General features: G+C 53.3%; 18 protein-coding genes. 12 read left to right on the top strand and 6 right to left on the bottom strand.

Going from position 1 to position 22,741, the window contains the following annotated elements; translation table 11 throughout:
• Window positions 1–62 precede the first annotated feature (62 nt).
• Window positions 63–3,113, top strand: coding sequence for a type I secretion C-terminal target domain-containing protein (locus tag QHL1GM_RS06600; protein ID WP_217648530.1), 3,051 nt, complete (start codon window positions 63–65; stop codon window positions 3,111–3,113).
• 107 nt (window positions 3,114–3,220) lie between these two features.
• Window positions 3,221–3,544 (top strand): tryptophan synthase subunit beta like protein, encoded by a 324-nt coding sequence (locus QHL1GM_RS06595; RefSeq protein ID WP_071693754.1) that lies wholly within the window; start codon window positions 3,221–3,223, stop codon window positions 3,542–3,544.
• Window positions 3,545–3,611: 67 nt separating this feature from the next.
• Here QHL1GM_RS06595 and QHL1GM_RS06590 read toward each other — a convergent pair whose 3' ends face one another.
• The 3 genes from QHL1GM_RS06590 to QHL1GM_RS06580 form a co-directional block, all read right to left on the bottom strand.
• Window positions 3,612–5,516 (bottom strand): EAL domain-containing protein, encoded by a 1,905-nt coding sequence (locus tag QHL1GM_RS06590; protein WP_071693753.1) that lies wholly within the window; start codon window positions 5,514–5,516, stop codon window positions 3,612–3,614.
• Between the two features lie 14 nt (window positions 5,517–5,530).
• The gene (locus QHL1GM_RS06585) at window positions 5,531–6,235 is read right to left on the bottom strand and encodes a transglutaminase-like cysteine peptidase (protein WP_071693752.1); all 705 of its coding nucleotides are present in this window, start codon (window positions 6,233–6,235) and stop codon (window positions 5,531–5,533) included.
• Between the two features lie 94 nt (window positions 6,236–6,329).
• Entirely contained in the window at window positions 6,330–7,016 is a 687-nt protein-coding gene (locus QHL1GM_RS06580; RefSeq protein ID WP_071693751.1) for an arylesterase, read from the bottom strand.
• Between QHL1GM_RS06580 and QHL1GM_RS06575 the strand changes: the two genes are divergently transcribed.
• From QHL1GM_RS06575 to QHL1GM_RS06560, 4 genes are all read left to right on the top strand, one after another.
• Window positions 7,015–7,878 (top strand): ABC transporter ATP-binding protein, encoded by an 864-nt coding sequence (locus QHL1GM_RS06575; protein ID WP_254795269.1) that lies wholly within the window; start codon window positions 7,015–7,017, stop codon window positions 7,876–7,878. The two genes, QHL1GM_RS06580 and QHL1GM_RS06575, sit on opposite strands and share 2 nt — an antisense overlap.
• Window positions 7,875–10,466 (top strand): ABC transporter permease, encoded by a 2,592-nt coding sequence (locus tag QHL1GM_RS06570; protein ID WP_071693750.1) that lies wholly within the window; start codon window positions 7,875–7,877, stop codon window positions 10,464–10,466. The genes QHL1GM_RS06575 and QHL1GM_RS06570 overlap by 4 nt, the downstream gene beginning before the upstream one ends.
• 249 nt (window positions 10,467–10,715) lie before the next feature.
• Window positions 10,716–11,621: an alpha/beta fold hydrolase gene (locus QHL1GM_RS06565; protein WP_071693749.1), complete on the top strand. Its 906-nt coding sequence runs from the start codon at window positions 10,716–10,718 to the stop codon at window positions 11,619–11,621.
• 14 nt (window positions 11,622–11,635) lie between these two features.
• Window positions 11,636–12,661 carry a patatin-like phospholipase family protein gene (locus QHL1GM_RS06560; RefSeq protein WP_071693748.1) on the top strand — a complete coding sequence of 342 codons (1,026 nt, stop codon included), beginning with the start codon at window positions 11,636–11,638 and terminating at the stop codon, window positions 12,659–12,661.
• Between the two features lie 3 nt (window positions 12,662–12,664).
• Here QHL1GM_RS06560 and QHL1GM_RS06555 read toward each other — a convergent pair whose 3' ends face one another.
• A complete protein-coding gene (locus QHL1GM_RS06555) occupies window positions 12,665–13,234 on the bottom strand; it encodes a Smr/MutS family protein (RefSeq protein ID WP_071693747.1) in 570 nt (189 codons plus the stop codon).
• Window positions 13,235–13,408: 174 nt separating this feature from the next.
• Between QHL1GM_RS06555 and prmB the strand changes: the two genes are divergently transcribed.
• The 5 genes from prmB (at window position 13,409) to phaC (ending at window position 18,752) form a co-directional block, all read left to right on the top strand.
• Window positions 13,409–14,368 carry a 50S ribosomal protein L3 N(5)-glutamine methyltransferase gene (gene prmB, locus QHL1GM_RS06550; RefSeq protein WP_071693746.1) on the top strand — a complete coding sequence of 320 codons (960 nt, stop codon included), beginning with the start codon at window positions 13,409–13,411 and terminating at the stop codon, window positions 14,366–14,368.
• Between the two features lie 13 nt (window positions 14,369–14,381).
• Window positions 14,382–15,473, top strand: a complete 1,092-nt coding sequence (gene aroC / locus QHL1GM_RS06545) for a chorismate synthase (protein ID WP_071693745.1) — start codon at window positions 14,382–14,384, stop codon at window positions 15,471–15,473.
• 80 nt (window positions 15,474–15,553) lie between these two features.
• Window positions 15,554–16,060 carry a hypothetical protein gene (locus tag QHL1GM_RS06540; RefSeq protein WP_071693744.1) on the top strand — a complete coding sequence of 169 codons (507 nt, stop codon included), beginning with the start codon at window positions 15,554–15,556 and terminating at the stop codon, window positions 16,058–16,060.
• Between the two features lie 208 nt (window positions 16,061–16,268).
• On the top strand, window positions 16,269–16,682 hold the full coding sequence (locus QHL1GM_RS06535) for a phasin family protein (RefSeq protein ID WP_071693743.1): 414 nt from the start codon (window positions 16,269–16,271) through the stop codon (window positions 16,680–16,682).
• A 126-nt stretch (window positions 16,683–16,808) separates the two neighbouring features.
• Window positions 16,809–18,752, top strand: a complete 1,944-nt coding sequence (gene phaC, locus QHL1GM_RS06530) for a class I poly(R)-hydroxyalkanoic acid synthase (RefSeq protein ID WP_083570982.1) — start codon at window positions 16,809–16,811, stop codon at window positions 18,750–18,752.
• 177 nt (window positions 18,753–18,929) lie between these two features.
• Here phaC and ahpF read toward each other — a convergent pair whose 3' ends face one another.
• Both ahpF and ahpC read right to left on the bottom strand, forming a co-directional pair.
• Window positions 18,930–20,486 carry an alkyl hydroperoxide reductase subunit F gene (gene ahpF / locus QHL1GM_RS06525; RefSeq protein ID WP_071693742.1) on the bottom strand — a complete coding sequence of 519 codons (1,557 nt, stop codon included), beginning with the start codon at window positions 20,484–20,486 and terminating at the stop codon, window positions 18,930–18,932.
• Between the two features lie 173 nt (window positions 20,487–20,659).
• Window positions 20,660–21,223: an alkyl hydroperoxide reductase subunit C gene (gene ahpC / locus QHL1GM_RS06520; protein WP_071693741.1), complete on the bottom strand. Its 564-nt coding sequence runs from the start codon at window positions 21,221–21,223 to the stop codon at window positions 20,660–20,662.
• A 367-nt stretch (window positions 21,224–21,590) separates the two neighbouring features.
• Here ahpC and QHL1GM_RS06515 point away from each other — a divergent pair, with 367 nt between their 5' ends.
• A complete protein-coding gene (locus QHL1GM_RS06515; protein WP_071693740.1) occupies window positions 21,591–22,694 on the top strand; it encodes a polyamine ABC transporter substrate-binding protein in 1,104 nt (367 codons plus the stop codon).
• Window positions 22,695–22,741 lie beyond the last annotated feature (47 nt).

The raw sequence follows: 22,741 nt of genomic DNA, 5'->3' as shown, positions 1-22,741 counted from the left end.
CCATCGTGGATGATGGCAGTGGCCCCGGCACCAACCCAGACGATGACCGTCCGGGCATTACCGTGGGTGATGCGGGCACTGTCAATGAAGGTAGCACCGCGGTCTTTACCGTCACGCTGGATGAAGCGGCGGAGACAGACTATGCGATCTCCTTCGAGACCCTGACCGGCGGTGACAACACGGCGGAAGCCAGCGACATCGGTGCGATGACCGTTACCTACCAAGATGCCGAGGGCGAGACCCAAACGCTGACCGCCGACGGGGCAGGCAACTACATCGTTCCGGCGGGTATTACCACGCTGAGCGTGAGTGTTGAAACCACCCAAGACGACGTCTACGAAGGTGAAGAGACCTTCCAGCTAGAAGCCACCACCGAATCCGGTGCCAGCGATACCGGCAACGCCACCATCGTGGATGATGGCAGTGGCCCCGGCACCAACCCAGACGATGACCGTCCGACTCTTAGTGTTTCAGACCCCGTTGTTGTGGAAGACGCCGGTTATGTAATCTTCAATATTAGTCTCAGTAATTTAAGTGAAGAAGACGTAAGTTTTGACCTTTCTCTTGGCGAGAATAGCGCAGTTTCACCTGAGGATTTTGAGGGGCTTGAGGTATCAACTGACGGTGGACAAACTTGGTCTACTGCAGAAAGTGCAACGATTGCAGCAGGTGAAGTTTCTCTTCTGGTTCGCACCAAGATTACTAATGATGCTACGCCTGAAGATAGAGAGTCATTCTTCTTACGTGCGGATGTCACTTCAGGGAGTGTTACAAATACCGCTGGAGTAGCAAGTGGCACAGGTTGGATTATTGATGATGATTTAACAGTGAAGCTCACCATGAAGGAGCTGGTGAGCAATGAAGACCAGAAAATCAACATTGCTAATGTTAAAAATTCAGACTCTAGGTTCGAAATAAAAGCCTATGGAGCTGATGGAAAGCTATCAGAAGTTTCCATTGTCAATAATCCAAACAGCAAAGTTGTAGGTTTTGGCGTAAAGGGCAACGCTACCGGTGACGCTCGAGAACTTGGAGAGAATGAGCGCATTGAGATTGAGTTCAATGATGGTGTGACTGAGGTCACTCTTCAGTACTCATGGTTAGCGCCGAATGAGCAGGCTAAATATGTTCTTTTGGACGCAGATAAAAATGTGATCTCTGAACATATTGTTACTGGCGTAACCGACCAAATTGATAATCAGTTCACAGCAAGCAGTCCAGAGCAGCTTGTTAAGTATATTACTCTCTCAACGCCTGGACATGGAGAAGGAAACAATAACGGAAATGATGATTACCTGGTTCATGAGATTACTTATTCAACAGGAAAATCTTATGCTCTAACATTAGATATTGATGCAGGGCCGGATGTCTATAATGATGAACAGATTACATCAATCTTGATAACCACACCTGCTGATACAGTACTTTCACATGGCGAGAACTTAGGCCTTAATGCGGATGGGAATACTATTTGGTCATTACCTCTGCAAGAGGGAGGAGGCCTTATCTACACTACTGATAACGGCACTGGCATCGTTACGATCGAGGGGCTGAAAGTCAGTGTGCCTGCCAATTTTGAGGGAAATATTGAGGTCACGGCCGCTGTTAGTGCTGAATACAGTTATCAGAATCAAGCTGGTGAAACACTGATAGAAGAAACGAATGGCTCTGATTCGGTTACATCTGCCCAGTACTTTACTCAAGAAGGTACGGCCGAGGAGGATGTACTGACTGGCACTGATGCAAATGACATTATCATTGGTGATGTACCGGGTTTGAAGTTAGTAGATGGTACGAATTACAACATTGCTTTTATGGTGGATACGTCTGGTAGTATTTCAAATCATGATATTGCCAGTGCGAAGAGGTCACTTGAAGAAGTGTTCAAGACGCTAAAGCAAAGTGCTGACGGCGAGAAAGCTGGTTCTGTCAATGTCTATTTGGTTGATTTTGATACCCAGGCGGGCTCACATGTAAGCGTAAATTTATCCGACTCTGATGCATTAGCAAAACTTCAGTTTGTTTTAGATGGAATGCAAAGTGGTGGCGGTACAAACTATGAGGATGTATCGAAAACAACCGCTAATTGGTTCTACTCGAACGCTGTTCAGAATAATGACGGAACTAATTTGTCATATTTCATTACTGACGGATTACCTACGTACTATCAAAATAGTCGTCAGAATAATGCCCAGTATAATGAGGATGGTAAAGGTGGTTATGAATTATCAGTGGTTGCTGGTAATGGGCAAAACACTACCCAGTCGGTATTAAATAACTCAAAAGAAGGGTTTGCATTATTAGATGGTTTGTCCGAAATAAAGGCTATTGGTTTGGGTAGTGGTCTCAATGCCGAAAACCTGAGTGACTTTGATTCAGATGGCAGCGTTCAGACTGACATTAACCCAGAGGAGCTAGCAGAAGCTATTGTAGGACAAAATGTTGAGTTGCCACCTGCAGATGACGTTGTTTCAGGGGGAGACGGTGACGATATACTTTTTGGTGATCAATTCACTTCTCCAAGTATTGAAGGGAACGGTATTTCAGCTCTCAAGGCCTATGTTGCCGACCAGTTGGGTGGGTTAGATGTCAATAGCTTAACTGCTGAACAGGTGAGTCAATATATTACTGATAATAATGAAGAGGTCGGTGAGCTGACAGAGGCCTTAGGGGGTAATGACACTTTGCGGGGAGGAGAAGGAAACGACATCCTCTACGGTCAAGGTGGCGATGATCTTTTAGTCGGCGGCGAAGGCGACGATCTGCTATATGGGGGTGCAGGCGCTGATATCTTTGCATGGGAGCTTGGTGATCAGGGTAAGGAGGAGGCTCCTGCCACTGATACTGTAATGGACTTCAATCTGAGTGAAGGGGATCGATTGGATATAGGTGAGTTGCTATCTGATATGGATGAGGACACTATTGATAAATACATCCAAGTTGATACTGATGACAAAGGTGAAACAGTACTTAACATTAGTACTAAAGGAGGTTTAGGTGACAACGGTGAAAATGCAGATCAGCATATTGTATTGAACGGCGTTGATATGGGAAATCAAAGTTCATCAGATTTCCTCCAGTCACTGCTTCAAGATGTGCCCAAGACCGAGTAATAACGCCTAGCAAAACTAACAAGGCCGCCCTTCGGGCGGCTTTGTTGTGTCTAATCTAGATTTACTTATCGCAACAGATTTGAGTATTTACCCACAGAGGAAAGGCCATGCTCTACACCAAACGCAATCCATCCGGTGAGATCGTTATGCTCAGCAAAGAACCAACGTCTGAGTGCAATGAGACTATCGCCCCGGATTCACCTGAAGTGCTGGCTTTTCTGGCCGACCAGCCAGGTTCAACGTCCCACTTTATAGCGTCTGACTTGGCGTTTGTGAGGGTGGTCGAAGATATTCTTGAGGTGTTACTCGACAAGGGACTCATTACTTTCACTGACCTGCCGGAAGCTGCACAGGCCAAAGTGATGGAGCGTAAGTCGCTGCGGGTGAAAAATAACGTGGATTTACTAGGAGGTGACAGCGACACGATTTAGTTGTAATCGACGAAACCGTGCCGCTACGCTAGCTGTTAACTCGAGCCCCATTATTCCAGAGCGGGGTTTATGCGTGACGTACGCCCGGTCCTGTGGCGCCATCGACACCCACACGGAACAGGCAGGCGATTTCCTCATCGTCTGCAACGCCTTCCCCAATCACCTGAATGCCTAATGAGTGACAGAGTGTGGCCATGCCGCGCACGATGGTTTGCTGCTCATTTGAAGCATGCAGTTGGTGAATAAGGCTGCTATCCATTTTTAAGTAAGCAAGTCCCACATCGTGCAAATCGGCAAGTTTAGTGAACTCCGCCCCCACATGCTCAATACCAAACGTACATCCAAGCGGGCGTAGGGCAGTACAAAGACCCCGTAAGCTGCCAATCGCGTGCGTGCTTAGTGTCGCGGGCACTTCAAAGCAGAGCTGTTTGGCTAGTAGTGGGTGTGCTACCAGCAGCGTCCGCAGTTCGTTAACAAACTGTGTATTCGTGATAGACGCCGCAGAGAGATTAATGCCTACCGGTTTAAGTTCTGTTTGGAGGTTAGTTAGCGCTTTTTTGACAACGGCTAAATCGAGCGCTGGCTCCATATCAAAGCGGGTTATCCAGGGAATAAAGACCCCGGCGGTTTGCCAATTTCCGCCTAGCAGTAAGCGGGCAGGGCATTCGTAGTGGATGATGTCTCCGTGGGCGTCTACTACTGGGAAGTACGCCAACTCAGGGCCTACTAGAATCGCTGCTTCCAGTGCGTTTCGCCATTCGGCATGGCTGCTATAGAGTGAGATACGCTTGCGCTGACGCACCACTACCTGCTCAAAGGACGTTAGGCTTTCGGCTTGTGCCAAGGCGTCATCCAGGGTGGCTAACAGTGTGCCGCGTTCATCATGCGGTGCATAAGGCACAATCGCCGTGGGTAGATAAATCTCCACGTCGGGCTGCGTGGCGGCTACCTCGGCCAATGCTGCCATCACCTGGATTCTGAGCTCCTCTACATCATCCATAAGCGGCAGCATAAAGATAAAATCACTACCGTTAAGGCGGCCTACCATCGGTTCTGCCGATTCATTGTCCAATTGCCCCAACTGGGTAACTAGCGTGCTTAATAGTTGGTCGGTGGCGGCGTAGCCGAGCTGCTCGTTGAGTGTCTCTAATGCCTGGACGCGAACCATGATCAGCATGCCCGTTGCGCGGGCATCTTCACTGCCCAACTGAGACGAAAGCTTGCCCATAAACACATCGCGGTTCAGCGCACCGGTGACTCGGTCATGCTGTAAATGGCGACGTAACTCATCCAGCTTATGGCTTTCGTGACTCAGCATCTGATGAACATTAGCGGACAACACGTTCATCGCTTGGGTGACTTGGCGCAGTTCCAGCGTGCGTGGCTCTTTAATGGTGGTAAACCGCCGCGCGCTGATATCTTGTGCCTGGGTGACCACGCGGTAAAGTGGGCGCTTAATACCACGAACGATCACGGTAGCAATAGCTAAACTGATCACCCCAGCGAGTAAAAACCAAGCGGCGAGTTCCAGCATGCTGCGCCACAAAGAGGTGTAGGCAAAACTGTGCTGGCTCTCAAGCTCCAACGTGCCGTACTGGCGCCAACCATCTTGAATAGTCGCGATGCCGCTGGGCACATCGAACTCTAGAAGCTGACGAAACCAGGCGGGCACATCGCCGCTATACTCTTCGGCTGTGCGCTCAATAAGCACGCTATCGTCTGTGTCACGCAGCGTGATTTGGCGGTAATAGCCCGTATCAAACTGAGCAGCGATTAACAGCTCCAGGGTGACAAGGTCTTTATCGAGCTGGCTCATGGAAAGCGCCAGCGCGGTGGCATTGTCTTCATTTTTAATGCGCACTTCCTGCTCGATATAATCGCGACTAGTGGTAATGCTAATGGCGAGGCTACCAATGAACGACAGCATCAGCAGGGCAATAATGGCAATCCAAAGTTGCTTGATAAGTGACATCGTGCCAATTCCTCTTAAATGAAACCCTGGGTTTGCATACGTTCAATGACGCTGCGCCAGCGTGATAGCCGAGCCAATGGATCTGCACGGGATTCAGATGAACCGCCAGCCCAGAGGCCATCGCTATTAAAACTAAATAGTGGGTCGAGATCAGTACGCTGAGAGGCAGGGGTGATGGAGGGGACAATATTGTCTAGCACCAACGGTTCTGCATCAGGGGTCGAATAGTAGCCCAGTACCATATGGGCTTGAGTAATTTGACTACGCCCAATGCGTGCACGGACATAAATCATGCGTAGATACTGGCTGGTAACACCCAACTGTTTAAGGGTAATGTACTTGGCAATTGAGTAGTCTTCGCAATCTCCCTGGCCTTTACCCATCGCTTCCAAAGGCGTTGCCCAATAATCCTCCTGCCCCCACACCCGGATATCGTCAACCCACCGGATGCGGCGATTAAAGAAGTCATTAACCCCGCGCAGTTTGGCTTGAACATCTTGATTTTGCAGCTGTTGAAGCAGGGCAAACCACTCTTCTAATACGGCTAAACCGGCTTGGCCATACTGTTGTTGCATGCTTTGGCGTAAGCGTTGTGGGTCAAACGCTGCCGCAGGCGTTGGATGAATGCCAAGACCTGCGCCCAACCAAAGCGCGCCGACAGTTGCTAAGAACTGTCGACGCGAGAATACAGGAGGGTTGTAATGCGAGGGTGCAGGCATGAGTCGCCGTTAGTAACCGCCAAATTGAGGTTAAGATTACAAGCTGGCGGGTTGAAGTGCTACACCTCTCACTCAAAAGGGTGATGCTGGCTGATTATTGAACCGCTGCCTGATGCGTTGTTTCTAATAGCGGCTTAAGCTCGGGCCATACATTTTCCAGAATAATCGGCTGCGCATCGGCGGTAGGGTGAATACCGTCGCTCTGCATTAGCGCATCGTTCAGGGCGATATCCTCAAGTAAAAAAGGCACTAACGATACATCGTACTCCTCTGCCAACGAGTAAAAGACACCGGTAAAAGCATCCCGGTACGCTTGCCCATAGTTGGGTGGGATATCGATGCCTAGCAAGAGCACTTGAGCGCCTGCGTCTTGGCTTTGCTCAATCATGCTGGCTAAGTTCGCCTGCATTTGATTGGGGGATAAGCCGCGTAGACCATCGTTGCCGCCCAGTTCAATGAGAACAATATCCGGCTGCTGCTGTCCGAGAAGTTCAGTGAACCTTTGTAGACCCCCGGACGTCGTTTCACCACTAATGCTGGCGTTAATGACTTGTGCATCGCCTGCCAAGCGTTCTGCCAGCAGGCTCACCCAGCCCTCATCGCGCTCAATGCCGTAGGCGGCGCTTAAGCTATCGCCCATTACCAGCAGCGTGGGGTCTGCGTCTGCGTTGACAGGTTCTGCGTTGATAGACGATGAGGCAAAGGTGACTATCAGCAGCACCAGCCATCCGGTTACCATGCGGTTCAGTCCATGCCATGCCATAGGGATGCCACGCTTCATGTCTTATTCCTCAAGTTCAAGCTCCTCAGATAAAACTGCCAATGCGGCTACGGATATATCAGTGTCGAGCGAGTCACCCCAGGGTGGGCGCCAGCCTAATACCGACAACCAAGCGGTAAAAGATGTTCCCCAAGGCTCTGTTAGGCAATCCGTGCTGCACGCTGACAAGCTGTCTAAAAAAGTCACTAGCGGAGAGCGTTCGCTCACTATCTTACACGACCTGTCGCTCAGTGTAGCGGCGGGTGAGAGCGTTGCCATTTTAGGTAAAAGCGGCGCTGGCAAGTCAACGCTGCTGGGCCTGTTGGCCGGTCTTGATACGCCAAGCGACGGCGAACTGACGCTGTTTGGGCACGCGCTGAGTCGTTTGGATGAGGATGGACGTGCAGCGCTGCGTGCCGGGCGAGTGGGCTTTGTGTTCCAGAACTTTCAACTGCTGCCCACCTTGAGCGCCCTTGAGAACGTTATGCTGCCCCTTGAACTGTCGCCCCGCGCTGGCGAGACGCAAACCGCTGCTCAGTGGTTGGAGCGTGTTGGGCTTGGCGAGCGAGTGAACCACTTACCCAAACAGCTTTCCGGTGGTGAGCAGCAGCGCGTTGCCGTGGCCCGCGCTTTTGTGACCGACCCCGAGCTGGTATTTGCCGACGAACCCACCGGCAACCTAGATCCCGATACGGGTGCGCAAATCATTGATCTGCTCTTTACCTTAAACCGTGAGGCGGGCACCACGCTTATTCTGGTTACCCACGACCACGCCTTGGCACGGCGCTGTGATCGTTGCTTGCGATTAGACCATGGCAAGCTAGAAGCCGTACTTGAAAACATCGTACCAACCGCCGCTTCGATTGATGAGGGCGCGCAATGAGTGATGTGAATTGGCGTTTGGCGATGCGCAGCCTCAAACGAGACCTGCGCGCAGCTGATGTGCGTGCGCTATTTATTGCCCTGGTATTGGCCGTCGCCGCCTCTACCATGATTGCGTTTTTTCTTGATCGTTTAGAGCGCGGCCTGGAGCGCCAGGCAGGGCAGATGTTGGGCGGCGATCTGGTACTAGAGCAGCGTGATCCGTTTTCACCGGAGCTGAGAGAGCGCCTAGAGAGCGCTGGCTTTGTGCTTAGCGACCAGGTGGACTTGGTATCGATGATTAGTCGCGGTGGCCGCTTTCAGCCCGCTAGCTTAAAAGCCGTCGATGAATTCTACCCACACTACGGCACCTCCTACGTAGACTTTGGTGATGGCACCGAGCAAATCGCCTCTGGTCCGCCACCAGGGGAAGCGTGGGCTGACCCGCGCTTGATGGAACTGGTCGAAATCGAGTTGGGTGATCGAGTCCAGGTGGGTCAAACCGAACTGGCCGTAACCGGGATCATCGAGCGCGAAGCGGATCAGTCCGGTGGTTTTGGTAATTTTAACCCGCGTTTAATGCTCAATACGGCGGATGTCGAGGCGACTGGCCTGGTTCAAGAAGGCTCGCGGATTGAGTTTGAAATTCTAGCCGCAGGCCCGCCAGAGGCGCTTGATCAAGTGCAAGGCCTGCTTGCCGAGTTACGCCGCGATGGGGTAGAGGTACGAGATGTTCGCGTTGACCGCCCCCAGCTTGGTAATGCGTTACAGCGGGCAGAAAGCTACCTGGGGTTAGCTGGGTTAGCCGCGGTGCTGCTCGCGGGCGTGGCCGTGGCAATGTCTACCCGGCGATATGTGGAACGCCATCTGGATACCGCTGCGCTGCTGCGCTGTTTTGGTGCCAGCCAGCGTCAGTTAGTGACGATATTTACTCTGCAGCTACTCGGATTGGCACTGGTCGCGGCGGTCATTGGGGCGCTGCTTGGGCTGCTTGGTCAAGCGGTGCTGATCTGGCTTTTGTTGAGCTTTCTACCCATGACACTTCCTCCTCCTGGGCTGATGCCACTGGGGTTGGGGGTCTTCACCGCGCTTGCCGTACTCGTTGGGTTTGCCGGGCCAACGCTGCTGCGTATTAAGCAAGTAAGTGCACTAAAAGTACTGCGTCGGGAGCTTGATCCACTGCCTCCATCGGCTTGGCTGGTCGTCGGTGTGGCGAGTGTCGTGTTTGGCGGGTTGCTGTGGCTCTATTCGGGCAGTTTGCCGCTGGCAATTGGGCTGTTAATCGGCGGGGCGTTGCTGCTTGGCGTACTGTGGATGATTAGCGCCTTGTTGCTTAGCGGTCTATTACGCGTTGTGCAGCGGTTTTCCGGGCGCAGTGAGTGGTCACAAGCGCTCCGCTTAGGTGGCCGCCAATTGGCTCGGCGGCGACAAGCGGGCCTGGGCCAGTTGCTGGCTTTCTCGGTGACCTTCTTTGCCATGGCGATGATTGTCTTGGTGCGTGGCGATTTGCTAAGCACCTGGCAGGATCAGCTGCCTGAAAATACGCCTAACTACTTTGCTATCAATATTCAGCCTTCCGAACGTGACCCCTTTGAAGAGACGGTCTCGCCGCGGGTGGAAACCCAAAGTACGCTCTACCCAATGGTGCGCGGAAGGGTGATTGCGATTAATGATCAGCCACCCAGAGATGCGGTGCCACCGGATGCTCGTGGCGACAACTCTCTGCGCCGGGAGCTCAACCTAACTTGGCAATCAGAAGTGCCAGAAGGCAACCAAGTGGTGGCAGGCGAGTGGTTCACGCCAATGCAGCTGGGCAGTAACGTTGGCACTGAGCAGGGCGATGAAAGCCAAAACTGGATGAGCGCTGTCGATGCAACGCAGCAGGCTACTCCGGTCCCTATCTCTATGGAGGATGGGCTCGCCGAAAGGCTTGGGCTAAGCATTGGTGATGAGATGACCTTCTCGGTGGGTAGCGATGAAATTGCTACCCAAATTACCAGCCTGCGCAGTCTGAACTGGGACAGCTTCCAACCAAACTTCTTCGTCATCTTCCCGCCGGGCGTGCTGGAGCAGTTTGGCCACAGCTACATTACGGCATTTCACTTGCCCGAGACGGAGCAGGGGCTGATTCGTGAGCTAATCACCGATTTCCCCGGTGTCTCGCTGCTTAACGTAGACGCGATTTTAGGTCAGGTGCGGGACGTGCTTGCCCAGGTCACCCGGGCGGTAGAGTTGGTGCTCGCCTTGGTGCTACTGGCAGGTATTAGCGTGTTATATGCCGCGCTGACTGCAAGTCGTCCAGTACGTGCCCATGAAAGCGGCCTGCTGCGCGTATTTGGCGCAGGCAGCCGGATGATTTCACGGGTGCAGGGGGCTGAATACGCGTTGTTAGGCTTTGCCAGTGGTTTGATGGGGGCGGTACTTGCAGAGCTAACCTCGGCCATGCTGTACATTTACCTGCTGGATCTCACTCCGCGTTTGCACCTGGGGCTATGGGTTTTCCTTCCCGTTGGCGGGGCGCTGTTGATCGGTGTCATTGGTCATGCCCTTTCGCGGGGGTTGCGGCGCCAGGCGCCGGCAGCCAGCCTGGGGCTACTCGGCGAGGCTTAGTGAGCAACCGCTTATTTTGCTAACCAGAAACCGACGACAGTGGCGCTGATGACAGCAACAAAAAAGACCAGATTACGGGCGCGGGTATCGCGACGTGGTTTCATAACGGCACCAATGCAATGTTAAGTACAATGTTGAAGTAAAATATTCCTAGCATGGTAACGTCTGTCGCTTACGCCGTCATCTTGCTGGCCCAGTGACGCTACCGTTTGTTTAGGATTATTAGCTGTTTATTCAGGACTGTTACTTATGCCTCAATCTAACCTTTCAGCGGCGCACTCTGTTGCGCCGCAGCCGCTTTTACTTGCTCAAGGCCGCCTCGCGGCGCTGAGCTGGGGGCGTTCCGACGCCCCAGTCTGGCTGGCCTTACACGGCTGGCTGGATAATGCGGCCAGCTTTACCCGGTTAGCCCCGCTATTGGTCGAGGCGTTGGATATTCGTATTGTGGCGCTGGATTTTCGTGGCCATGGCCATTCGGCGCACGCGCCACAGGGCGGTGACTATGCCCTATGGGATTATTGCCACGATGTGCTGGATGCCATGGAAGATCTCGGCCTTGACCAAGCTAGCGTGATTGCCCATTCCATGGGCGCGGCCGTGGCCTGCTTGCTCGCCGCTTCGCTACCTGAACGCATCGAGCGGCTAACGCTGATTGATGGGCTGGGGGCGCTCAATACGCCGATTGACGATACCGCCAGCCAACTGCGAAAGGGGCTAACAGCCTACCGTCGGCCGCTTTCCCGAGCGCCGCGTTACCCCGATATCGAGAGTGCCGTCGCTGCGCGTGTTGCTGGCGGTGTCACGCCGGTGGACAGCATAACGGCAACGCCGCTAGTGGAGCGCAATACCCAACCTACCGCCGAGGGTCATGTGCAAATGCGCACCGACAGCCGACTATTGAAGCCGTCTCTGGTGCGCTTTACGCCGCAGCAAGTGCTATCGCTGCTGGCGGAAATTAACGCTCCGCTGCTATTGATAGAGGGTGAGCAGGGGATTTTGGGCGAGCGCAAATGGGCCCAAGAGGCGCGGCAAGCGGTAAAAGGGTTAACTCGTCAGGTGCTTAAGGGTGGCCACCACTTACACTTGGAGCCCAAGGCGGTGGCGCAAGTCGCCTCTGTTATCCGCGGTCACTGGAGTAACACCGGTACCGGCTAGGTAAGGAACGTAGCATGAATGAATTGGCACACTTGAGTGGTGGCAATAAGGTCGCACTGGTGCTGGGGAGCGGTGGCGCTCGCGGCTACGCGCATATCGGCGTGATTGAAGCGCTGGAGGCGCGAGGGTTTGAAATTGTTGCGGTATCCGGGTGTTCGATGGGCGCGGTGATTGGCGGTATTTATGCCGCGGGTAAACTGCCTGAATACCGTGACTGGGTGTGTCAACTCGACTACCTGGATGTGCTCAAGCTGGTGGACGTCACCTGGAGTCCAATGGGCGCGATGCGTGCCAGCAAAGTCATGAGCAAACTGGAAGCGCTGGTCGGCGATATTCTGATTGAAGACCTGGCGATCCCCGTCACCACGGTGGCGACTGATTTGGTGCGTCAACGGGAAGTGTGGTTTCAAAGTGGCCCGTTGCTGCAGGCGATTCGTGCCTCAATGGCCGTGCCGGGTGTTATAACCCCTGTTCATCTAGGCGAGCAGGTGCTGGTAGATGGCGGACTGCTCAACCCACTGCCGATTATGCCCATGGTTGCCGCCCACCAAGCAGACTTTGTGGTGGCGGTGAATGTGACTGCCCATAGCCCGTTGCCGGTGACCTTAGAGGAGTTACTACCTCAAGAGGAGAATGCAGCCGATAGTCGCACCCAAAAAGAGATCGACCGCGATCAACGCATGGGCAGTTGGATAGGCGATGTGCGCGCCGCTACCCAAAAATTGTGGGCAGGGCTGGGTGCCAATGGCGAGGGTTCAAATGGCGAGGGCGAAGAGCAAGAAGAAACCATTGAAGCGCGCGGCAAGCGCGAGTGGAGCAAGCTCGATATGATTTTGGAGTCGTTTGATATTACCCAAGCGGCGTTGGCCAAGTACAAGGTGGCGGGTTACCCACCCGATGTGCTGATCGAAATACCCAAAACGGTGTGTAGTACTTACGAATTTTACCGGGGCCGAGATTTGATTCGCCTAGGCCGCCATTTGGCCGATGAGGCGCTGGAGCGGCGCATGCCTGGGATCGCTTCCGACGCTACCGAATAACGACTACTGACCGCGCTTACGCAGCAATATATAGACCGCCCCGGTGCCACCGTCGATATCGATGGCCGAGCAGAAAGCCAGCACCCCTGGCCATTCCCGCAGCCAGGTGTTGGTATGGCTTTTGAGCACCGGAAAGTCCGAGGTAGTGCCCCACGCTTTACCGTGCACGACCAGCACACAGCGCAAACCCTGGCCAGCCGAGTCGCGTAGAAAACTCTCCAGCTCCACGCGGGCCTCCTCCAGCGTATAGCCATGTAGATCAAGCCCCGCTTGCCACGCCGTTTGGCCACGCTTCAGCTGACTAAACGTACGCCATGGCAAGTCGGGCACGCTGAACTCAAGGTACTCCGAGGGGCGCACGGCTTCCACACGGCCATCCGAGGTGCGTCCAGTGGATTGGGGGGCGCTGCTTTCAACCGCCGCGTTGCGCCGCGCTTCTTGCGCCTTACCATCGCGTTTGGGTTTGCCAGGGTCGGCCTGATTGGTGGCGATAGGGCGTACACCCGCCACCTTCAAGGCGTCGCGGAAGGCACTGATATCGTCATCATTCGGCAAGTGGCGGTGTCGCGTCATGGTAGGCTCAGGTGGAAAAATAGGGGTAGAAAAGATGAATCAGCTAAAGGAGCACAGTATAGCGGGCTGAGCGTTGCTGTGAACCGGACGAAGTGAAAGGTACAATCTTTTTATTCGTCATATGGCTCAGGCTCTATTGCCTGCAGTCGTAATTATCGTTAACCAGGAGCCGCTGTGACCACGCATCTTAATGTTGAGCACTCTCACTCAACCCTTTCCCTGTCGGAGTCGTTGCTCGTGAGCCAGCTCTTTACGCTGCGCGACTACCTGCGCTGGGTCTCCAGCGAGTTTTATCTGGCGGGCCTGCACTATGGCCATGGCACTGACTCTGCCTGGGATGAGGCAGTGGCGCTCTGCTTAGGCGCGCTGCACCTGCCGTGGAATATTGATCCCAGCGTGCTAGAAGCGCGGCTGCTGCCCGTTGAACGCCAGCGGATTATTGCCCTGGCGCGGGAGCGGGTCACCACCCGCCGCCCGCTGCCTTACCTGCTAGGCGAGAGCTTCTTTGCCGGTCACCCGTTTAACGTTGATGAGCGCGTGCTGATTCCGCGCTCGCCGATTGCCGAGCTGATTGAAGATGGCTTTGCCGCCTGGTTTCCTGAAGAGCCGCCCGCTAGCGTGCTGGATCTATGCACTGGTTCAGGCTGCATCGGTATTGCGACGGCGCTCTATTTGCCCACCTGCGAAGTGGCGCTTGCCGATATCAGCCAGGATGCCCTGGCCGTGGCACGGCAAAATATTACCCGCCACGATGTGGGTGACCGGGTGCGAGCGGTGGAGTCGGATGTATTCAGCGGCTTGGAAGGTCGGCGTTTTGATCTCATCGTCTCCAACCCGCCCTATGTGGATGCCCGCGACCTTGCCACTATGCCTGCAGAGTTTCGTCATGAGCCCTCGTTAGCGCTGGGCGCAGGCAGCGATGGTCTGGATATTGTCAGGCACATACTGCGTGAAGCGCGGGAACACCTAACCGATGAGGGCTGGCTGATCGTAGAAGTCGGCAACTCTGATCGCCATGTGGAAGCGGCGTTTCCCGACGTGCCTTTCCTATGGCTTGAATTCGAGCGTGGCGGCCAGGGCGTATTAGCCTTGAGCGCCGCTGAACTCGACGCCCATGCGGCGTCTTTCCAGTGAGGAACTAACCGCCATGTCTGGCAATACGTTTGGCAAATTATTTACCGTCACTACCTTCGGTGAGAGCCACGGCCCTGCGCTCGGCGCAATCGTTGATGGCTGCCCGCCTGGGCTACCGTTAAGCGAAGCAGATTTGCAGCACGATCTGGATCGCCGCCGGCCGGGTAGTTCACGGCATACCACCCAGCGCAAAGAGCCTGATCAGGTGCGCATCCTGTCGGGGGTGTTTGAGGGCAAGACCACCGGTACCTCTATTGGCCTGTTAATCGAGAACACCGACCAGCGCTCCAACGACTACTCAAAAATCAAAGAGCAGTTTCGGCCCGCCCACGCGGATTACACCTACCACCATAAATATGGCCACCGCGACTACCGTGGCGGCGGGCGCTCCAGCGCCCGTGAAACCGCCATGCGAGTGGCGGCCGGGGCGATTGCCAAGAAGTATTTGGCCGCCCAAGGCGTGCAGATCCGCGGCTATATGAGCCAGCTAGGCCCCATCAAAATTGATTTCAAACAGTGGGAGGCGGTGGGTCAAAATGCCTTTTTCTGCCCTGACCCGGAGCGCGTAGCCGAACTGGAAGCCTATATGGATCAACTGCGCCGCGATCAGGACTCGGTAGGTGCAGAGATCACCGTGATTGCTGAAGGCGTACCGGTAGGATTAGGCGAACCGGTGTTTGACCGCCTGGATGCTGATCTGGCGCATGGTTTGATGAGTATTAATGCGGTAAAAGGTGTTGAGATAGGCGCAGGGTTTGGCTGTGTCACCCAGCGGGGCAGTGAACACCGTGACGAGATGACGCCAGAAGGCTTTCTCTCCAATCATGCCGGTGGCGTGCTCGGTGGAATCTCCAGCGGCCAGCCCATTGTGGCTCGCTTAGCGCTAAAACCGACTTCCAGTATCACTACGCCGGGCCGCTCCATCGATGTCCATGGTCAGGCCGTCGAAGTGATTACCAAAGGGCGTCACGACCCCTGCGTGGGAATTCGCGCAACGCCCATCGCAGAGGCGATGATGGCAATTACGCTGCTGGATCATTGGCTGCGTCAGCGCGGACAAAATGGTGAGGTGAGCGTTGATACGCCGCGTTTAACACAGCGCTAACACAATACGGTGAGGTTTGCATATCACTGCTACACTCAAACAAAACAAATGCATAAAAAACAGTGCAGGAGCTGCCGCCTATGAAGATTAACGTTGAGTTTGATCTTACTCCGGACGAATTTCGTCAATCACTGGGTCTGCCGGATGTCGAGGCTTTCCAGAGGAACCTGCTGGAAAATATCCAACGACAGATGGAATCTGGGGTAGAAGGTTACGACCCCATGAGCCTTATGCGGCCTTTTCTCCAGCAGCCAATGATGCAGCAAGGTCTCTCTCAGGGGTTATCTGAAGGACTGTCTCAAGGGCTAGCCAACTTCGGCACTTATCAGCAAATGATGCTGGATATGTTGCGCCAAGCGGGCAGTGCCAGCACTAAATCTACTAGTACCTCTTCGGCTAACGGCAGTGCGGCTGAGCAGGGTGGTAACACCGGCACAAAAAGCAGTTCGGCCAGTGACAAGACGAGTAGTGCTAATAATAGTGCCAGTAAAAGTGCCAGTAGTGGTGGTAAGACCAAGTCAACAGCGTCGTCGCGCTCCCGTTCAGGCTCAAGCACGCGTTCTACATCCAAGCGCAGCGATGCATAGGTTCAGTAGTCAGTTATCGCGCATTAACTTAACAGGCAGCGTCAGGCCTGTTGAGGTAGGGCAGGGTAATACGGCAAAGCGTCACTGAAAGCAACAGCGTTGTTGCAATGCAGCATGCCAGGGATTACTCTTTTTGCAGTGCAGCAAAGTTACATCAATATGAGTCACTCCAAGGCTCATGCCAAGGAACTAAACAGGAGCAGACACTATGCAAGACAATATGATGGACGCCTTTAACGCCCAAACTAAGCAAATGTTTGAGCCCATGCGTAAAATTAATTCGCTGATGCTCAACAACATGGAAAAAATGACCCAGTACCAACTGGAAGCCATGAAGCGCTACAGCCAGATGGGTACCGAGCGCATTCGTAGCGCTACTGAAATTCAAGACGCAGAAAGCCTACGTGATTTTGGCACCAAGCAAGCTGAAATGATGAACGAGCTTTCCCAACAGATGCAGGAAGACGCGCGCGTCATGAGCGAGATGAGCCTGCAGTTTAAGTCTGAAATGGAAAAAATGTTCAGCGAAGCCGGACAGCAAATGTCCGAGCAAGCTAAGGCTGCTGCTAATAAAAGCGAGCAACCTGCCAAAGCCTCTAGTCAGTCATCGCGTAAGAGCTGATTAGTGAACTCATCGCGGCGCCCAAGGGCGCCGCGATGTATTTATAAGATTGAGCTTATATATTTTTAAAATTGGTCATAGCCAAAGCGGTCGGTGCGCCTGAAGATAGGCGTAGGGAGAATAAGTATGCAGTCAGCGTGGCACAACCCGTTCCAGGCAATATCGCAAGGGCTCTCTGACAGCCTGTCTCAAGGGCTTTCTGAAAGATTTTCTCAAGGGCTGTCCCAAAGTCTTTCTCAAGGACTGCCTGAAGGGTTATCTCCAGCGGAGATTGAAGCTTGGAATAATCAGCTTAAAGAGATTAGTGAACAGTACCAAGGATTGATGCAGGATCTGCTTTCCCGTATCGCGCCCAGTGAAGCCGCCGACTCAATTTACAGTGATATGCGCGAAAGCTTTGAAGCGGGTGCGCAGTCGCTAATGCAAAACCCTACCCTGCTGTGGGAAACCCAGAACCGTTTGCTACAAGACCAGTGGCTATTGTGGCAGCATGCCGTGCGAGGCATGGCAGGCGAGCAGGTCACGCCGCTGATCACCCCAGACAAAAGTGACCGCCGCTTCAAAGACGAAGCTTGGACTCAAGACCCACACTACATGGCCATTATGCAGCAGTACTTACTGTTCTCGCAGATGGTGGAAGAGCTGATTGAAAGCTTAAGTGGATTGGACGAAACCAAGAAGCGTAACTTGATGTTTTACGCGCGACAGTTGATCAACGCGATGGCGCCGACTAACTTTATGACCACTAACCCAGAGGTCATGCGCCGTACCATTGAAACCCGTGGTCAAAACTTGGTGGATGGTTTAGCCCGCCTACGCGAAGATTTAGGTAACTCTGCTGAAGGTATTAATGTCCGCATGACCGATCGCGCCGCTTTTGGCGTGGGCGAAAACATTGCGGTGACCCCCGGTTCGGTGGTGTATGAAAACGAACTGATCCAGTTAATCCAGTACACGCCAACGACGGAAAAAACCTTTAGAACACCGCTGTTAATGGTGCCGCCGTGGATCAATAAGTACTACATACTTGATCTGCGCGAAGATAACTCAATGGTGAAGTGGCTTGTGGATCAGGGCCATACGGTGTTCTTGATTTCCTGGCGTAACCCAGGCCCTGAGCAGCGCGATATCACCTGGGCCGATTATATGCAGATGGGGCCGATTAGCGCGATGGAAGCCATCGAGCAGGCCTGTGGCGAGAAGTCGGTTAATCTACTTAGTTATTGCGTCGGCGGCACGTTAACGGCTTCTACGGTGGCGTACCTCACCAGCACTCGCCGTGGGCGCAAAGTAAAGTCGGTGACCTATATGGCCACGTTGCAGGATTTTCGCGATCCTGGCGATATCGGCGTATTTCTTAACGAGCGAGCGGTTGCCGGGATTGAGCAAACGCTAGAAGCGAAGGGCTACCTTGATGGCCGTTCAATGGCTTACACCTTCAACCTGCTGCGTGAGAATGATCTATTTTGGTCGTTTTATATTAATAACTACTTGAAGGGTGAAACCCCCGCTGCCTTTGATCTGCTTTACTGGAATACTGACGGAACCAATTTAACCGCAAGTACCCACGCTTGGTACTTACGCCATATGTACTTAGAGAACCGCTTGGTTGAGCCCGGTGGCATTGAGCTGGATGACGTGAAAATTGATCTGCGCAAGGTGTCGACGCCCAGCTATTTCGTCTCCACCAAAGATGATCATATTGCCAAATGGAACAGCACTTACTATGGGGCGTTGCTACCCAAGGGGCCGGTTACCTTTGTGCTAGGCGGCTCGGGGCATATTGCCGGGATCGTTAACCCGCCCCATAAGAACAAATATGGCTATTGGACTAACGACGCACTGCCGGAAACCCACGAAGAGTGGCTGGAAAATGCTACGGCTCATGAAGGCTCGTGGTGGCCGCACTGGCAGGCGTGGATGACCGAAAATGGCTATGCCGATAGCGAAAAAATGGTGCCCGTACGCCAACCGGGTGAGGGTGAACTCAAGGTGCTTGAGCCTGCACCAGGGCGCTATGTGAAAACGACAATTCCTGAAGTGCTAGGGGAAATTCCAGCTAAGACGTAATTACTTAGCTGGGTTCAATGGCATAGCAGATGCCAAAAATGCAAAAAAAAGCCCGCTGAAATCAGCGGGCTAGACGTCACGGTCTTTTACGTCAAAAGGATCGATTCTGCTAAGTCGTTAACTACTCACTCTTTAACTGCTAATTTCTAAACTACTAGGCCCTTAGCTAATCAGTCATTAATTGCGAATTAAGTAGTCGAAGGCGCCCAGTGATGCCTTGGCGCCTTCGCCCATGGCAATGATGATCTGCTTGTAGGGCACAGTAGTAACATCCCCTGCGGCGAACACGCCGGGTACCGAGGTCATACCGTGAGCATCCACGATGATCTCACCGCGGGGCGTCATTTCAATCGGTGAGCCTTTTAGCCACTCGGTGTTAGGCACCAGACCAATCTGAACAAAAATGCCTTCCAGCGCGATAGTTTTGCTCTCATCGGTGGTGCGGTCTTTATAGTTCAAGCCATTGACACGGCTGCCATCACCCGTCACTTCGGTCGTTTGTGCGTTGAGAATGATATCGATGTTAGGCAGGCTCTTGAGCTTTTTCTGCAACACCGCGTCGGCGCGCATTTCGCCCATAAACTCCACCAGCGTGACATGGCCGACTATACCCGCCAGGTCAATCGCCGCTTCAACACCCGAGTTACCGCCACCAATCACTGCTACTCGTTTGCCTTTGAAGAGCGGGCCATCACAGTGGGGGCAGTAAGCCACGCCTTTGTTGCGGTACTGCTGTTCGCCGGGCACATTCATTTCGCGCCAGCGAGCGCCGGTCGCCAAAACCAGGGTTTTGCTCTTGAGCTTTGCGCCGGACTCAAAGACGACTTCGTGCAGTCCACCCTCCGCCTCGGCGGCTTTAAAGGAGGTGGCAAGCTGCAGGTTCATGACATCGACTTCGTAATCTTTTACGTGCTCTTCGAGCGCGCTAACCAGCTTGGGGCCTTCGGTATGGGAAACAGAGATAAAGTTTTCAATTCCCATGGTGTCAGCCACCTGGCCACCGAAGCGCTCAGCGGCAACGCCGGTGTTAATGCCTTTACGCGCTGAGTAAATGGCGGCCGCCGCGCCTGCCGGGCCACCACCAATGACTAGCGTATCGAAAGCGGCTTTTTCGTTTAGCTTTTTGGCATCGCGATCGGCGGCACCGGTATCAACTTTGGCCAGAATCTGCTCAAGGGTCATGCGGCCTTGATCGAACGGCTTACCGTTCAGATAGATGCTCGGCACCGACATGACTTCCCGCGACTCAACTTCGTCCTGAAACAGCGCGCCGTCGATAGCGACATGGCGAACGTTCGGATTGAAAATAGCCATTAGGTTAAGGGCTTGGACCACGTCAGGGCAGTTCTGGCACGAGAGCGAGTAGTAAGTCTCGAAAAGCATTTCGCCGTCGAGGGCTCTGATTTGGTCAAGTAGCTCATCAGACGTTTTGGGCGGATGGCCGCCGACTTGCAGCAGTGCCAACACCAGCGAAGTGAACTCGTGGCCCATGGGTATGCCAGCAAATACCACGCCAGTCTCTTCACCGGGGCGGTTGATCGCAAACGACGGTTTGCGCGCATCTTGTCCGTCGCTGTGCAGGGTGATCTTATCGCTTAAGCTGCTGATATCTTCAAGCAGGCCGAGAAGTTCTTGCGACTTGGCACCGTCATCAAGGGAGGCAACGATCTCGAACGGCAGAGTCACTTTTTCCAGATACGCTTTCAACTGGGATTTTAAATTGGCGTCCAGCATGACAGTAGCTTCCTCGCAGGTAACAGACGTATTGAACACACGTGTGTGACGGTGCTAATCATTAATATTTTTAAAAAGTGTTAAAACAGAACGCCCGGGCGAAACCCGGGCGTTGGATCTGCACGGACTTGCGCTACGTAAATAGGCGCAAGCGCGTGAAAGATATAGGCGGTTTAGATTTTGCCTACAAGATCCAGAGACGGAGCGAGTGTTTCTTCGCCTTCTTTCCATTTAGCCGGGCACACTTCGTTCGGGTTGGCACGAACGTATTGAGCAGCCTTCACTTTACGCAGCAGCTCTTCTGCGTTACGGCCAATGTTGCCAGCGTTGATTTCAACAATTTGGATTTTGCCATCAGGATCGACAACGAAGGTGCCGCGCTCAGCAAGGCCGGCCTCTTCAATTAATACTTCGAAGTTGCGTGAAATACGTAGCGTCGGATCTGCAATCATCGGGTATTGCAGTTTACCGATGGTCTCAGAGCTGTCGTGCCATGCTTTGTGAGTAAAGTGGGTATCGGTTGAAACGCTGTAGATTTCAACGCCCAGCTTCTTGAACTCAGCATAATTATCGGCCAGATCGCCAAGCTCGGTCGGGCATACAAAGGTGAAATCAGCTGGGTAGAAGAAGAAGATAGACCACTGGCCTTGAAGATCCGCTTCAGTCACATCGACGAATTCGCCATTTAGGTAAGCAGTGGCTTTAAATGGCTTTACTTCAGTGTTGATCAAGGACATTCAGATAATCTCCTGGTGTCGTGAGTGTAGGGTTTATAAATGTTGGCTAATACTAACGGCTAGCGACTAATGTCTAAAATTTAAAAAATCCATCTAACCAATAGCCTTGGCCTATTGGTCGATAAGAGGCTTCTGATTTACCGGCTTCTTAATGGGGCCGGTAGGGCAAAATACAAGAATTTTTCACATTGGCTTGCGGTAGGCGTCACCGCACCGCAAAATTCGCACGGTCAGCATTATGGCCTACGCTATTGTTAGCCGCTGACAGCTGTTGGCGACAGCAGCGGGGCAAACTTGGTAAAAAACACTTGGCAAATTATCTGGCTGAATCATTGAGTGAATAGCTAAGACAACAGGAGCAGTGATAATGGGGAACATTCACAAACTTTCCGCGGCCGTTGCGGCTATCTCATTCGCCGCAGCGGCTAGCGCTGCCCACGCCGAAGAGGTGCGGGTGTTTAACTGGTCAGACTACATTGCTCCGGAAACGCTGGAAAAATTTACCGAGCGTACCGGCATTGAAGTGACTTATGACGTTTATGACAGCAATGAAATTTTGGATGCTGCGCTGCTCGCCGGGCGTTCCGGCTACGATGTAGTGGTGCCCTCTACCCACTATTTTACGCGTCAATTAAGCGCCGGTGTTTACCAGCCGCTTAACCATGAGCTACTACCTAATTTAGACAATCTCAACCCCGAGCTGATGGCCAACTTGGAAGCTATTGATGCGGGTAGTGAATACTCGGTTCCCTATATGTGGGGCACCAACGGTGTTGGCTATAACGTCGACCGGGTAAAAGAAATTTTGGGCGATGACGCACCAGTAGATAGCTGGGCGCTGCTGTTTGATCCTGAAATAACCGCTGCATTGAGCGAGGCAGGCTGTGGCTTGTCGATGCTGGATTCAGGTGATGAGATGCTCTCGCCCGCCATGGCGTACTTAGGTTTAGACCCGCTTAGCGAAAATATTGATGACTTGGAAGCTGGCGGTGAACTGATTGCCGACGTTCGCGACGACATGACCTATTTCCACTCTTCGCGCTATGTCTCTGATCTGGCGAACGGCGATATCTGCGTGGCCGCTGGCTATTCCGGCGATATTTTCCAGGCCGCCGAGCGTGCTGAAGAGGCTGGTCGTGATTTCAGTATCGGTTACAGCATTCCCAAAGAGGGCGCTGCCCTCTGGTTCGACATGATGGCGGTACCCGCCGATGCCCCGAACACTGAAAACGCTCACGCCTTTATCAACTTTATTCTTGACCCGGAAATCGCCGCTGAAATTACCGAGTACGTGCGGTATGCCAACCCCAACGCGGCGGCCAATGAATATCTCTCTGATGAGATCATCAATGACCCGGCTATTTACCCGGAAACCGAGGTCATGCAAAACCTGTACGTAGCGATTGAAAAGCCTCAAGATGTGCAACGCGCCCGTACGCGCATTTGGAACCGCGTAAAGTCTGGTCGTTAAACCGACATTTATCCGACGGCGAGCCTGGGGTTAACTCTCTCTGGCTC

Origin of the sequence: Halomonas sp. QHL1 (genome assembly GCF_001882345.1) — a bacterium.
Lineage (GTDB): Bacteria > Pseudomonadota > Gammaproteobacteria > Pseudomonadales > Halomonadaceae > Vreelandella.
Note: the sequence above shows the minus strand (reverse complement) of the source record. Positions and strands in the feature narration are given on the sequence as shown.